The following is a 12,650-nucleotide window of genomic DNA, read 5'->3' as shown; positions in this document are numbered from 1 at the left end:
TGTCTTCCCCCGCCCGCGCGGGTCGTCCCGCGGCGAGATCAGGGGATCTCGCACCGGTCCGGGGGCGCAGGCGTGCGAGATCAGCGGATCTCGCACCGGTCCGGGGGCGCAGCCGTGCGAGATCACGGGATCTCGCCGGCGTTTGGACGACGGCGACGGCGGTCAGCCTGCGACCGTGGACGACGTCGCCCGCCGGCCGGGCTGCCCCAAGCGCATGGTCTTCGGGCCGTGCGGCGGGGTGCGGGCCGACGAGCGCTGCGAGGTCGCCGAGCACCGCTGCGTCTTCCTCCACGAGCCCGCGCCGGCCTGGCCCGGGTCGCCGCCGCAGCCCGCACCGCCCGCGCCCGGCAGCCTGCTGGACCGCGCCGGCGCCGACCCGGTCGTCCTCAGCGACCTGACCGTGCCGCCGTTCGACCGGCCGGCGCTGCGCCGCGTCGTGGAGGTGCTGGGGCCGGTCTCCGACGGGCTGCTGGCCGGTGAGCACGCCAACCGCCCCGACCTCCCGCCCAGCCTGCTCGCCGCCGAGGTGCTCGCGGCCGGCGGCCGGCCGTGGACGACGCTGGCCTGCCGCGACCGCAACCGCGTGGTGCTGGAGCAGGAGCTGGCCGGGCTGGCGGCGGTCGGCGTCGACGCCGTCCTCTGCGTGACCGGGGACGCCCGCGGCCCCGACGTCCGGCCCGGGGCCACCCAGGTCTTCGACCTCGACGGCCCCCGGCTGACCGCGCTGGCCGCGGCCGCGGGGCTGCCGGTCGCCGTCCCGGAGTCGCCGGCCGCGCCGCCGGTGCACCTGCGCCCCTCGCGGGTCGCCGACAAGCAGCGGGCCGGGGCGCAGGTGTGCGTGCTCAACCACGTCCGGACCCCCGCGCAGGTGGCGCGGTTCGTCGCCGCCGCCCGCGCCGCGGGGGCCACCCTGCCCTTCGTCGCCGCGGTCGCGGTCTACACCGACGAGCGCTCGGCCGGGATCTTCCAGCGCTTCCCCGGCCTGCAGGTGGACGACGACGCCGTGGAGCGGGTCCTCGCCGCGGCCGACCCGCGGGCGGCGGGGATCGCCACGGCCGTCGCGGAGGCGCGGGCGCTGCTCGCCGTCCCCGGGGTGGTGGGGGTGAACCTCTCCGGCCTGGCGTCGGCCGACGGCGAGGACGCGGGTGCGCAGGTCAAGGCCGAGGTGGCCGCCACGATCAAGGAGGCCGCGTGAGCGAGCTGGAGAGCGAGGCGATGGAGGCCGAGTTCGGCACCGTCGCGCGGTGGACCGAGGAGGCGGTCCGCGAGCTCGGGCCCGACCACGCGGTCCCGGCCGGCTGCCGGGGCAGCGGCAGCGAGGGCGGGCTGCGCTGGCTGGCCGACCGGCTGGACCTCGCCCCGGGCAGCCGGGTGCTCGACGACGGCGCCGGTGTCGGTGGGCCGGCCGGGTGGCTGGCGGCCGAGCGGGGGGTCCGGGCGGTCTGCGCCGAGCCGATGCACGCCGCCGCGGGTGCCGCAGCCCGGCTCTTCGGCCTGCCGTCGGTGACCGCGGTGGCCCAGCAGCTCCCCTTCGCCGACGGCGCGTTCGACGCCGCGTGGTGCCTGGGCGTGCTGTGCACCACCTCGGACAAGGCGGCGGCGCTGGCCGAGCTGCGGCGGGTGCTGCGCGACGGCGGGCGGCTGGGCCTGCTGGTCTTCGTCGCCGAGCGCGCCCTGCCCCCGCCGCTGCCCGAGGGCAACGAGTTCCCCGCCGAGCAGGAGCTGCTCGGCTTGCTGGACGCGGCCGGGCTGCGACTGGAGGAGACCGCCACCGCCGACCTCGGCGACAGCCCGGCGGAGTGGTCGGAGCGCGCCGACGCGGTGGACGCCGTGGTGGCCCGCCGCCACGGGGCCGACCCCCGCTGGGCCGAGGCGCAGGAGCAGTCCCGCCGGGTCGGCCGGCTGCTCTCCGACGGCGCCCTGCGGCCGTGGCTGGGCGTGGCCGTGGCGCAACCCCGTCCCGACCTGCGCCGAAACGCGCAGGACACGCCGCAGAACTAGGTTCGTCGCCATGGCGGACCTCTTCGACGGCTACCCCCTCGGGCAGCAGTGGGACGAGATGTTCGGAGAGGTCGGCCAGCCGCGGCCGGCGTACTCCGGGCTGCACACCTCCCTGCAGCCGATGGCGGGGGAGGAGCTCTCCGCCCGCGCCGACCTGCTCTCCCAGACCTACCGCGACGCCGGGGTCACCTTCGCGCACGCCGGTGAGGAGCAGCCGTTCCCCCTCGACATCGTCCCGCGGGTCATCGGCGCCGAGGAGTGGTCGCTCATCGAGCGGGGCGTGGCCCAGCGGGTCCTGGCGCTGGAGGCCTTCCTGGCCGACGTCTACGGGGCGGGCCAGGTGTTCGCCGACGGGGTGGTGCCGCGCAGCGTGGTCACCACCAGCGCCCACTTCCACCGGCAGGCGCACGGGCTGGTGCCGCCCAACGGGGTGCGTGTGCACGTGTCCGGCATCGACCTGGTCCGCGACGAGGCCGGCGACTTCCGCGTGCTCGAGGACAACCTGCGCTCGCCGTCGGGGGTCAGCTACGTCATCACCAACCGGGCGGCGATGAGCCAGGTGCTGCCGGAGCTGTTCGCCGACCACCGCATCCAGCCGGTCGCCGACTACCCGACCCGGCTGCTGGCCGCGCTCAAGGCCTCGGCGCCGTCCACCGTCCCCGACCCGACGTCGTCGTCCTGACGCCGGGGGTCTACAACTCCGCGTACTTCGAGCACGCGCTGCTGGCCCGGCAGATGGGCGTCGAGCTGGTCGAGGGCCGCGACCTGGTCTGCGCGGGCAACCAGGTCAGCATGCGGACGACGGACGGCCAGCGCCGCGTCGACGTCATCTACCGCCGGATCGACGACGAGTTCCTCGACCCGGTGCACTTCCGCCCCGACTCCGTGATCGGCTGCGCCGGCCTGCTCAACGCCGCCCGCGCCGGCCGGGTCACCATCGCCAACGCCGTGGGCAACGGCGTCGCCGACGACAAGCTGCTCTACACCTGGGTGCCCGACCTCGTCCGCTACTACCTGGCCGAGGAGCCGCTGCTGGCCAACGCCGACACCTACCGCCTGGACGACCCGGACGTCGTCCGGTGGGTGCTGGAGTCGCTGGACCAGCTGGTGCTCAAGCCGGTCGACGGCTCCGGCGGCAAGGGCATCGTCATCGGCCCGCGCGCCGACGAGCGGACCATCGAGGAGCTGGCGGTCAAGGTGCGCGCCCGCCCGCGGGACTGGATCGCACAGAAACCGATCGGCCTGTCGACCTGCCCGACGCTGGTCGGCGGCCGGATCGCCCCCCGGCACGTGGACCTGCGGCCGTTCGCGGTCAACGACGGCGACCGGGTGTGGGTGCTGCCCGGCGGACTCACCCGCGTGGCGCTGCCCGAGGGCGAGCTGGTGGTCAACTCCAGCCAGGGCGGGGGCTCCAAGGACACCTGGGTGCTCAGCCCGCCCCGGCCGGCCGCCGAGGCCGACGAGCCCGCGACCGGGCTCACCCGGATCGAGTTCACCACCGCCGACCTGGCCGAGGAGTCGCCGGCTCCCGACCCCGGTCCGGCCGGCGACGTCCTGGTCGACCAGTCCCAGCAGCAGCAGCAAACGGCCTTTGTGGCCACTTTGGCCGCTCGGGGGAGGACGGTGCCGTGCTGAGCCGGATCGCGGAGTCCCTGTTCTGGATCGGCCGCTACGTCGAGCGGGCCGACGACACCGCCCGCATCCTCGACGTCCACACCCAGCGGCTGGTCGAGGACCCGTGGATCGACGAGCGCAGCGCCTGCGCCACCCTGCTGTCCCTCATGGGCGCGCAGGTGCCCGACGACGAGGCCGACACCGAGCGGGTGCTGGCCACCCTCGCGTTCGAGCGGGGCAGCCCCAGCTCCATCGTCGGGGCGCTCTCGGCGGCGCGGGAGAACGCCCGCGGCGCCCGTGAGGTGCTCTCGGCCGAGATCTGGGAGTCGCTCAACGTCACCCACAACGCGCTGCCGCAGCAGCGGACGATGGCCCGCCGGTACGGCCCGCACTCGCTGTTCCGGTTCGTCCGGGAGCGCTCGGCGATGGTGTTCGGGCTGGCCGACGCCACGATGAGCCGCGACGAGAGCTGGCTGTTCCTCATCCTCGGCCGCTCGCTGGAGCGGGTGGACATGACCGCCCGGATCATCTCCACCCGCGTGCTGGCCGGTGACGCCGCGCCGTCCTGGACCCTCGTGCTGCGCTCCACCGGTGCCTACGAGCCCTACCTGCGCACCTACCGGGGGATGGTCGACTCCAGCCGCGCCTCGGAGTTCCTGCTGCTGGACCGGCTGTTCCCCCGCTCGGTGTTCGCCGCGCTGGAGCAGGCCGAGGCGTGCCTGGCCGAGCTGGAGCGCTCCCCGGTCCGCGACGCCACGCGCATCGGGGTCGCCGGCGAGGCGCACCGCATCGTGGGGCGGGCGCGCACCATGCTCGAGTTCATGAGCACCCCCGAGCTCCTGGGCCAGCTGCCGGCGCGGCTGGAGGAGCTGCAGCGGACCTGCTCGCTGGCCAGCGCCGCGGTGACCAACCGGTTCTTCACCGAGCAGGCGCCGCAGGTGTGGGTCCCGGAGGGGGTGGCGTGAGCCAGACGCAGAGCCAGACGCCCGGCGGCCAGACCCAGACCCTGGGCGGGCTGTCCCAGACCCAGCGGTCCGGCCCGCGGCCCCCGGGTGACCGCTGGCGGCTGCAGGTCGTGCACCGCACCCGCTTCCGGTACGGCGGGCCGGTGCGGTCCTCCTACAACGAGGCCCGGCTGACCCCGGAGAACAGCACCCGGCAGACCACGCTGCGCTCCCGGGTGGAGATCGAGCCCGGCGCCACCGCCTTCGCCTACCGCGACTACTGGGGCTCGACGGTCACCGCCTTCGACCTGCACACCCCGCACACCGAGCTGGTGGTGACCGGGACGTCGATCGTCGAGGCCGGGCCGGAGCCCGCCGAGCACGAGCACGCCGGCTGGGCGCAGCTGCAGGGGCCGGAGGTGCGCGACCGGTTCGGTGAACTGCTCGCCCCCACCGCGCTCACCGCCATCGACGAGGACGTCGTGGCCGAGGTCCGGGCCGCGGTCGGGGACGCCGACCCGCACGAGACCGGTGCCGCGGTCTGCCGACTGGTCCGCGAGCGCATGGAGTACCTGTCCGGCTCCACCAACGTGAAGACCAACGCCATGCAGGCGTGGCGCACCGGCCAGGGGGTCTGCCAGGACATCTCGCACGTCACCGTCGGCCTGCTGCGCGCGCTCGGGCTGCCGGCGCGGTACGTGTCCGGCTACCTGCACCCCCGGCGGGAGGCCGGGGTCGGGCAGACGGTGACGGGGGAGAGCCACGCCTGGGTGGAGTGGTGGGACGGCGGCTGGTGCGGGTTCGACCCCACCAACGCCGTCGAGGTCGCCCACCGGCACGTCACCCTCGGGCGGGGCCGCGACTACGGCGACGTCCCGCCGTTCAAGGGCATCTTCTCCGGGCCCGGCAGCGAGGGGCACACCGTCACCGTCGAGGTCACCCGCCTGGCCTAGGCCCGCTGGGCAGGGAGCCGCTCGGTGCGGGTGGCCAGCCGCGGTGCCCAGTGCGCCGGGGCCGCGGCCAGCCACGCCGCGCCGGCGTCGGTCAGCCGGCCGTCGGAGCGCAGCGGCGCCCAGCCACGCAGCACCCGCAGCGCCTCGGCCACGGTCACCAGCGCCCGGCCCACGCCACGGCGCCGCAGACCGGCGGCCACGGTCACCGTGTCGACGACGCCGGAACGGGTCCACCACCGGACCTCGCCGACGGCGTCGTCCCGCCGCAGGCCCGCGGCGGCCACCTCGTGCGGGCCGAGCAGCGAACCCGGCCGGACGTCGCCACCCCGGAAGGCCAACAGCGACACCGAGGGGATGCCGCTGGTGGCGGAGTGCACCTCGGCGAACCAGAGCGGCGGGCACCGGTCGACCGGCTCCGCGGCGAGCTCCACCCGGACCACGGACCCGTCGGTGACCCGGTACCGGACGTCGACCAGCCAGCCCGCCGGCCGCCGTCCCCGGGAGTGGACGGCGGTGAGGTCGACCGGGGTGCCGTCCGGGAACCGCGCGGAGCCGACGGCGACCAGCGAGTGCTCGGCCGACGCCGCACCGTGCTCGGCCAGCCGCGCCCACCAGACCGGCGCCGCGGCGCCCGACGTCCCCCGCGACGCCCGGCGGACGGCGAGCAGCGTCGCCCGGGCCGTCTGCTGCGCACCGCGTGCCGGGTGCGTGGTCCCTCGGGCGAGGACTGCCGCCGTGGTCATCTGCCCACCTCCAGGTCAGCGCGCCGTCAGGGCGGCGCGGGTCGATGGGCAGAGCCTCCGGGGCCGGGCTTGCGAGGTCCTTGCGGAGCACTTGTGGCGGTGCCGGTCGCCCTCGGGTGCGAGGCTGCGCCCGTGCCGACCTTCGACAGCCCCGACGGCCTGCGGCTGGCCTACCACCGGGCCGGCGCGGGCCGTCCGCTCGTCTGCCTCCCCGGTGGCCCCATGCAGGCCTCCGCCTACCTGGGGGACCTCGGCGGGCTGGCCGCCGCCCGCACCCTGGTGCGGCTGGACCTGCGCGGCACCGGGGACTCCGCGGCGCCGCCGGACCCGACCGCCGCCCGCTGCGACCGTCAGGTCCCGGACGTCGAGGCGCTGCGCGTCCACCTCGGCCTCGACCGGATGGACCTGCTCGCGCACTCGGCGGGGGCCGCCCTGGCCCTGCTGTACGCCGCCCGGCACCCCGACCGCGTCGGGCGCCTGCTGCTGGTCGCGCCCAGCCCGCGGCCGGTCGGGCTGGAGGTCACCGACGGCGACCGCCGCGAGGTCGCCGAGCTGCGCCGGGGGGAGCCGTGGTTCCCCGGGGCGTTCGCCGCGTTCGAGCGGGTCTGGGCCGGCCGGGCCACGCGGAGGACTGGGACGCGATCACCCCGTTCACCCACGGACGGTGGGACGCCGACCGCCGGGCCGCCGTGACCGCCGAGGCGGCCACGCGGGACGACGCCGCCGCGGCCGCCTACTACGCGGACGGCGCCGTCGACGCCGGGGCGGTGCGGTCGGCCGTCGCCCGCCTCGAGGCGCCGGTCCTGCTGGTGGCCGGGGAGTACGACGTCGCGCTGCCACCCGCGCGGGCCGCCGCGTACGCGGACCTGTTCGGCTCCGCGGAGCTCTCCGTGCAGCCGGGTGCGGGCCACACGCCCTGGCTCGACGACCCGGTGGCGTTCGCGCGGACGGCGGCGGCCTTCCTGCGCTGAGCACCCGGTCCCCGGTCCCCGGGCCCTGCGGGCTGCGGGATACTGGGCGGTGATGAGCGCACCCCTCAACCTGGTCAACCTCGAGCGGGTGCACAAGGCACACGGCACCACCGTGCTGCTCGACGACGTCTCCCTCGGCATCGCGGCCGGTGAGCGGATCGGCGTGGTGGGCCGCAACGGCAGCGGCAAGTCCACGCTGCTCGGCGTCCTCACCGGGCGCGAGGAGCCCGACACCGGTCGCGTCACCCGCCGCGGCGACCTCGCGCTGGGCGTGCTCGACCAGTCCGGCACGCTGCCGCCGGGCGCGACGATCCGCGACGTCGTCCTCCCCCCGAGCCTGTTCGCCGCCGAGCACGAGTGGGCCGCCGACCCCGCGGTGCGCAGCGTGCTGACCGGCCTGGAGCTCGACCGCCTCGGCCTGGACTCGCCGGTGGCCCCGATGTCCGGCGGCGAGCGCCGCCGGGTGGCGCTGGCCGCGCAGCTGGTCCGCCCGCTGGACCTGCTGGTGCTCGACGAGCCGACCAACCACCTCGACGTCGAGGGGGTCGCCTGGCTCGCCGACTACGTGAAGCGCCGGGTCGGCGCGCTGGTCGTCGTCACCCACGACCGCTGGTTCCTCGACGAGGTGTGCACCACGACGTGGGAGGTCGCCGACGGCGCGGTGCACGCCTACGAGGGCGGCTACGCGGCGTACACACTGGCCCGCGCCGAACGGGCGCGGATCGCCGCGGTCACCGAGGAGCGCCGGCTCAACCTGGTCCGCAAGGAACTGGCCTGGCTGCGCCGCGGACCGCCCGCGCGCACCAGCAAGCCCCGGTTCCGCATCGAGGCCGCGCAGGCGCTGATCGCCGACGAGCCACCGGCGCGGGACTCCATGGCGCTGGCCGGCTTCGCCGCCCGCCGCCTGGGCAAGACCGTCTACGACGTGGAGGACGTCGACTACGCCGTCCCCGGCGACCCGGTGACCGGCACACCGCCGCGCACCCTCTTCGACGACCTGACCTGGCACGTGGGCCCCGGCGACCGCATCGGCATCGTCGGGGTCAACGGCGCGGGCAAGACCTCGCTGCTGCGGCTGCTGGTCGGCGAGACCGAGCCCGACCGCGGGCGGGTCGTGCGCGGCCAGACCGTCGCGCCGGCGTACCTCTCCCAGCACGTGACCGAGCTGCCCGGCCGGCTGCGGGTCCTCGAGGCGGTGCAGGAGGTCGCCCGCATCGCGCGGATCGGCAACCAGGAGATCTCGGCGTCCTCGCTGGCCGAGCGGTTCGGCTTCCCGGCGTCCCGGCAGTGGACGCCGGTCGGCGACCTCTCCGGCGGCGAGCGGCGGCGGCTGCAGCTGCTGCGCCTGCTCATGGCCGAGCCGAACGTGCTGCTGCTCGACGAGCCGACCAACGACCTCGACATCGACACGCTCACCGCACTCGAGGACCTGCTCGACGGCTTCCCCGGCACGGTGCTGGTGGTCAGCCACGACCGGTACTTCGTCGACCGGGTGTGCGACTCGGTGGTCGCGCTCATGGGCGACGGCACGCTGGCCGCCCTGCCGGGCGGGGTGGAGGAGTACCTGGCCCGCCGGGCGGCGGGGGAGGCCCAGCTGTCGTCGTCCTCCGCCGGGACGGCGGCACCGGCGCCTCCTCCGGACGCCGCCCCGGCCCGCTCCGCCGGTGACGTGCGCGCCGCCCGCAAGGAGGCGGCCCGCCTGGAGCGGCGCCTGGAGAAGCTCGCCGCCGAGGAGGAGCGGCTGCACGGTCAGCTCGCCGCCGCGGCCACCGACCACACCCGGGTGCTGGAGCTCGACGAGCGGCTTCGGGCGGTGCTCGCCGAGAAGGAGCAGGTCGAGCTCGACTGGCTGGAGGCGGCCGAGGTCGCCGAGGGCTGAGGGGCCCGCGCTGTCGTCCCCCGGTGACAGGGTGACGGTGCCGCCGGACGGCGGCGCGTGGGATCGACGGAGCGAGGCAGCATGCAGGACGTGGAGGTCCGCCGGCACGTGGCGGCGCCGGTGCAGCGGGTGTGGGAGGTGGCCACCGACCTGGTGGGCGCACCGCGGGTGGTCCGGGCGATCGACGCGGTGGAGGTGCTCACCCCCGGGCCCTTCGCCGTCGGGACGCGCTGGCGGGAGACGCGCACGATGATGGGCCGGTCGGCCACCGAGGAGATGACCGTGACCTCGGTCGAGCCCCAGCGGTCCTACACCGTCGAGGCGGAGAGCCGGGGCGCCCGCTACGTGTCGACGTTCGCCTTCGCGCCGTCCGCCGACGGCGGGACGGACGTGACGACGACGTTCGGTGGTCGGCCGACGACCACGGTGGCGCGGGTCCTGGGGGCGGTCACGGCACCGCTGGGCCGGCGCATGGTCGGCAAGGCGCTGCGGCAGGACCTGGACGACATCGCGACCGCGGCCGAGCGGGGCTGACCCCGGCGCCGACCCCCGGGGCAGCCCCGCTCACGCACGCTCGTGCTCTGCCCACGCCGCTGGGCAGAGCACGAAGACCGCCTCGTGCTCTGCCCACGGTGGTGGGCAGAGCACGAGCTCCCGGGGAGAGGGTGTGCGGGTCAGGCGGCGGAGCGCTCGGCGCGGTTGCGGGCGAGCAGCCGCAGCCCGACCACGACCACCGGGACGGCCCCCACCACGGCGAGGGCGCCGTGGGCCAGCGGGGAGAAGGGCAGCGCCGCGGAGGCGACGAGCGCCGCGACGACGGGGGCGATCAGCCACCAGCTCGTCACCCCGGCCCGGGCCAGGCCGACGAGGGCGACCAGGGGGCCCAGCAGGCCGAACAGCGTCACGACGCCCACGGTGGCCACCGCCGGGTTGGCGGAGACGGCCTCGAAGAGACCGAGCGCGGTGTCGGGCGCCAGCTCCCGGCCGATGGCCGCCGTCCAGTGGTCGTAGAGCACGAACCCGGCCACGGTCACCATGCCGAGCGCGGACAGGAGCGCGCCGACGAGGGTGGGCACCCGGCCGCGCCGGCCGCGGACCAGCGCCGGGGCGGCCAGCCAGGCCAGGCCCGTGAGCAGGTTGCCGTAGTGCAGCAGGACCGCCGAGAGGGTGGTCTGCCCCTCGTCCCGGGCGAGGGCGGCGATGTAGTCGGCGTCGGCCATGGAGTCCTGCGGCGGCGAGGTCACCATGCCGGTCACGTACAGCAGCGAGCCGACGACGAGCGCGCCACCGGCGATCGGCAGCAGCAGCGAGCCGGCGCTCCGGCCGGGGGTCTCGGCGGTCGTGGGGGTGGGGGCAGTGCGGACGTCGGTGGTCATCGTTCCTCGTCGGGTCGGGTGCACCGCCTCGTGCGGTGTCGACGAGAAAGCTAGGAACGAGCGCCTGACCTGCGCGTCCGTCGCGGCGGACCGACCCGGCTCCGCCGTACGGCGGAGCCCGACACGGTCGCGTTCGGCCGCGCGGGGGATCCCCGGGGCGCCGCAGGGCCCCTAGCGTGCTCGCATGCCCCGTTGGCCGGTCGACCCGCGCACGCGCCGCCTCTTCTGGCCGGCCGTGGGCGCGCTGCTGGGTGCGCTGTCGGTGTTCGAGTGGTTCGCCGAGGGGTTCGAGCGCAGCCAGACCGCGCTCGCCGCGCCGGGCCTCCTGGTCGGCGTCCTGCTGGCCCTCTGCCCGCGGTGGCCGGCGACCGCCCCCGTCCTGGGCGCGCTCACCGTCCTGCTCAACCTCCTGGGCGGCGCGCCCGGCCCGGGCGGGTCCCAGCTGGTCGGCATGGGCCTGCTGGTCGGCCACGCGGTGGCCGTCCTCCCGGCCCGCGTGGCCGTCCGGTCGGCCGGGGCCTCGATGGTGCTCGCGACCGTGTTCGGCTCGGTCTTCGCGCCCAACCCGTGGGAGTCGGTCTTCTACCTGCTGGTCCTCGGCGCCGCCGCCACCGTGGGCGCGCTGGTCGCGCAGTCCCGCCGGCGCGCCGAGGAGCTGCAGGTGCTCGCCGCCCGCCTCGCCGAGCAGCAGGAGACGGTCGCCGCCGCCGCCACCACCGCGGAGAGGGCCCGCATCGCCCGCGAGGTGCACGACTCCGTCGCCCACTCCGTCAGCGTGATGGTGCTGCAGATGGGCGGGCTGCGCCGGCTGCTGCCCGACCACCCCGAGGCCCAGGAGGTGCTGCTCGGCCTGGAACGCCTGGGCCGGGACTCCGTCGACGAGATGCGCCGGGTGGTCGGCATCCTCCGCGAGCGGTCCGACGGCGCGCCCGCACCGCAGCCGTCGCTCTCCCGCCTCGACGCCGTCCTCGACGAGCTCCGCACCGCCGGCATGCCGGTCGAGCTCACCGTCACCGGGGAGCCGGTCGAGCTGCCGCAGCTGGTCGACGTCTCCGCCGTCCGCGTGGTGCAGGAGGCGCTGTCCAACGTGGTCCGGCACGCCGGCGCCGCGGCGACCCGGGTGTCGGTCGGCTACGCGCCGGGCGCGGTCACGGTCACGGTCACCGACGACGGCCGGCCCCGGGTGGTGGGCGCCGAACCCCCCACCGGCACCGGCGGGCACGGGCAGCTGCACATGCGCGAGCGGGTCGCGGTCGCCGGCGGGCGCCTGGAGGTCGGGCCGGTGCGCGGTGGCGGCTACCGGGTGCGGGCCACCTTCCCCGTCGCGGTGCCGGCCACCCCGGCGGAGGTGGGAACGTGACGATCCGCGTGGTGCTCGTCGACGACCAGGCCATGGTCCGCACCGGACTGCGCATGGTGCTCGCCGCCGAGCCCGACATCGAGGTGGTCGGCGAGGCGGCGGACGGCGCGGCCGGCGTCCGCGTGGTGACCGGGACCCGGCCGGACGTCGTCCTGCTCGACGTCCGCATGCCGGGCATGGACGGCCTCGAGGCCGCCCGCCGGCTGGCCGCCGCCGACCTGCCGACCCGGATCATCGTGCTGACCACGTTCGACGAGGACGAGTACGTGGCCGCCGCCCTCCGGGCCGGGGTCAGCGGCTTCCTGCTCAAGGTCGCGCCGCCGGAGGACCTCGTCGCCGCGGTGCGCACCGTCGCCGCCGGGCACGGGCTGCTCGACCCGGCGGTGACCCTGCGGGTCATCGAGCGGTTCGCCGCGGCGCCCGCCCCCGACCCGGACCGCGCCGCCGCGCTCGACCGGCTGACCGACCGGGAGACCGACGTCCTCGCGCTGGTCGCGGCCGGGCTGACCAACGCCGAGATCGCCGCGCGGCTGTTCCTGGGCGAGGCGACGGTCAAGACCCACGTGAGCCGGGTACTGCTGAAGCTGGGACTGCGCGACCGGGTCCAGGCGGTCGCCTTCGCCTACGAGAGCGGCCTGGTCACGCCCGGACGGTAAGGGGAGGACCCCGCTGCCCCCCGGCGCTCGCACGCTCGCGCCGGGTCCCTGCAGCGGGGCCGGGGCGGAACGCCCTCCGGGTAGACTCCTGGGCACCGCCGGCCGTCGACGACCGACGTCTGTGGTCCCCGAGCCGCCCCTCCGACTCCCGGG

12 protein-coding genes and 1 pseudogene are annotated in these 12,650 nt (G+C 76.5%); 11 read left to right on the top strand and 2 right to left on the bottom strand.

Going from position 1 to position 12,650, the window contains the following annotated elements; translation table 11 throughout:
* Positions 1 to 175 precede the first annotated feature (175 nt).
* The 5 genes and pseudogenes from ACI79E_RS06470 (at position 176) to ACI79E_RS06450 (ending at position 5,512) form a co-directional block, all read left to right on the top strand.
* Complete coding sequence (locus tag ACI79E_RS06470) at positions 176 to 1,195, top strand: methylenetetrahydrofolate reductase C-terminal domain-containing protein (RefSeq protein WP_456931704.1); 1,020 nt, start codon at positions 176 to 178, stop codon at positions 1,193 to 1,195.
* Positions 1,192 to 2,001, top strand: a complete 810-nt coding sequence (locus tag ACI79E_RS06465) for a class I SAM-dependent methyltransferase (RefSeq protein ID WP_456931703.1) — start codon at positions 1,192 to 1,194, stop codon at positions 1,999 to 2,001. The genes ACI79E_RS06470 and ACI79E_RS06465 overlap by 4 nt, the downstream gene beginning before the upstream one ends.
* A gap of 10 nt (positions 2,002 to 2,011) precedes the next feature.
* Positions 2,012 to 3,636 (top strand): annotated as a pseudogene (locus ACI79E_RS06460) (circularly permuted type 2 ATP-grasp protein).
* Positions 3,630 to 4,580 (top strand): alpha-E domain-containing protein, encoded by a 951-nt coding sequence (locus ACI79E_RS06455; protein WP_456931702.1) that lies wholly within the window; start codon positions 3,630 to 3,632, stop codon positions 4,578 to 4,580. Before ACI79E_RS06460 ends, ACI79E_RS06455 begins: the two are co-directional and overlap by 7 nt.
* Positions 4,577 to 5,512 (top strand): transglutaminase family protein, encoded by a 936-nt coding sequence (locus ACI79E_RS06450; protein WP_456931701.1) that lies wholly within the window; start codon positions 4,577 to 4,579, stop codon positions 5,510 to 5,512. Before ACI79E_RS06455 ends, ACI79E_RS06450 begins: the two co-directional genes overlap by 4 nt.
* Here ACI79E_RS06450 and ACI79E_RS06445 read toward each other — a convergent pair.
* A complete protein-coding gene (locus tag ACI79E_RS06445; protein ID WP_456931700.1) occupies positions 5,509 to 6,255 on the bottom strand; it encodes a hypothetical protein in 747 nt (248 codons plus the stop codon). The two genes, ACI79E_RS06450 and ACI79E_RS06445, sit on opposite strands and share 4 nt — an antisense overlap.
* A gap of 132 nt (positions 6,256 to 6,387) precedes the next feature.
* Here ACI79E_RS06445 and ACI79E_RS06440 point away from each other — a divergent pair, with 132 nt between their 5' ends.
* The 4 genes from ACI79E_RS06440 (at position 6,388) to ACI79E_RS06425 (ending at position 9,639) form a co-directional block, all read left to right on the top strand.
* Positions 6,388 to 6,948 carry an alpha/beta fold hydrolase gene (locus ACI79E_RS06440; RefSeq protein WP_456931699.1) on the top strand — a complete coding sequence of 187 codons (561 nt, stop codon included), beginning with the start codon at positions 6,388 to 6,390 and terminating at the stop codon, positions 6,946 to 6,948.
* Positions 6,945 to 7,226 carry an alpha/beta fold hydrolase gene (locus tag ACI79E_RS06435; protein WP_456931698.1) on the top strand — a complete coding sequence of 94 codons (282 nt, stop codon included), beginning with the start codon at positions 6,945 to 6,947 and terminating at the stop codon, positions 7,224 to 7,226. Before ACI79E_RS06440 ends, ACI79E_RS06435 begins: the two co-directional genes overlap by 4 nt.
* A gap of 52 nt (positions 7,227 to 7,278) precedes the next feature.
* On the top strand, positions 7,279 to 9,105 hold the full coding sequence (locus ACI79E_RS06430) for an ABC-F family ATP-binding cassette domain-containing protein (protein ID WP_456931697.1): 1,827 nt from the start codon (positions 7,279 to 7,281) through the stop codon (positions 9,103 to 9,105).
* Between the two features lie 81 nt (positions 9,106 to 9,186).
* On the top strand, positions 9,187 to 9,639 hold the full coding sequence (locus tag ACI79E_RS06425) for an SRPBCC family protein (protein ID WP_456931696.1): 453 nt from the start codon (positions 9,187 to 9,189) through the stop codon (positions 9,637 to 9,639).
* 140 nt (positions 9,640 to 9,779) lie between these two features.
* On the opposite strand, the gene ACI79E_RS06420 is transcribed toward ACI79E_RS06425, so the two are convergent.
* A complete protein-coding gene (locus ACI79E_RS06420; RefSeq protein WP_456931695.1) occupies positions 9,780 to 10,481 on the bottom strand; it encodes a hypothetical protein in 702 nt (233 codons plus the stop codon).
* A 184-nt stretch (positions 10,482 to 10,665) separates the two neighbouring features.
* Here ACI79E_RS06420 and ACI79E_RS06415 point away from each other — a divergent pair, with 184 nt between their 5' ends.
* Positions 10,666 to 11,841 carry a sensor histidine kinase gene (locus ACI79E_RS06415; RefSeq protein ID WP_456931694.1) on the top strand — a complete coding sequence of 392 codons (1,176 nt, stop codon included), beginning with the start codon at positions 10,666 to 10,668 and terminating at the stop codon, positions 11,839 to 11,841.
* Positions 11,838 to 12,497, top strand: a complete 660-nt coding sequence (locus ACI79E_RS06410) for a response regulator (protein ID WP_456931693.1) — start codon at positions 11,838 to 11,840, stop codon at positions 12,495 to 12,497. Before ACI79E_RS06415 ends, ACI79E_RS06410 begins: the two co-directional genes overlap by 4 nt.
* Positions 12,498 to 12,650 lie beyond the last annotated feature (153 nt).

The organism is Geodermatophilus sp. SYSU D00079 (genome assembly GCF_054050635.1).
Note: the sequence above shows the minus strand (reverse complement) of the source record. Positions and strands in the feature narration are given on the sequence as shown.

Bases quoted from the DNA above. Each gene is read 5' to 3' on its own strand.
- ACI79E_RS06445 (WP_456931700.1), bottom strand. From the start codon at position 6,255: ATGACCACGGCGGCAGTCCTCGCCCGAGGGACCACGCACCCGGCACGC.
- ACI79E_RS06430 (WP_456931697.1), top strand. From the start codon at position 7,279: ATGAGCGCACCCCTCAACCTGGTCAACCTCGAGCGGGTGCACAAGGCA.
- ACI79E_RS06425 (WP_456931696.1), top strand. From the start codon at position 9,187: ATGCAGGACGTGGAGGTCCGCCGGCACGTGGCGGCGCCGGTGCAGCGG.
- ACI79E_RS06420 (WP_456931695.1), bottom strand. From the start codon at position 10,481: ATGACCACCGACGTCCGCACTGCCCCCACCCCCACGACCGCCGAGACC.
- ACI79E_RS06415 (WP_456931694.1), top strand. From the start codon at position 10,666: ATGCCCCGTTGGCCGGTCGACCCGCGCACGCGCCGCCTCTTCTGGCCG.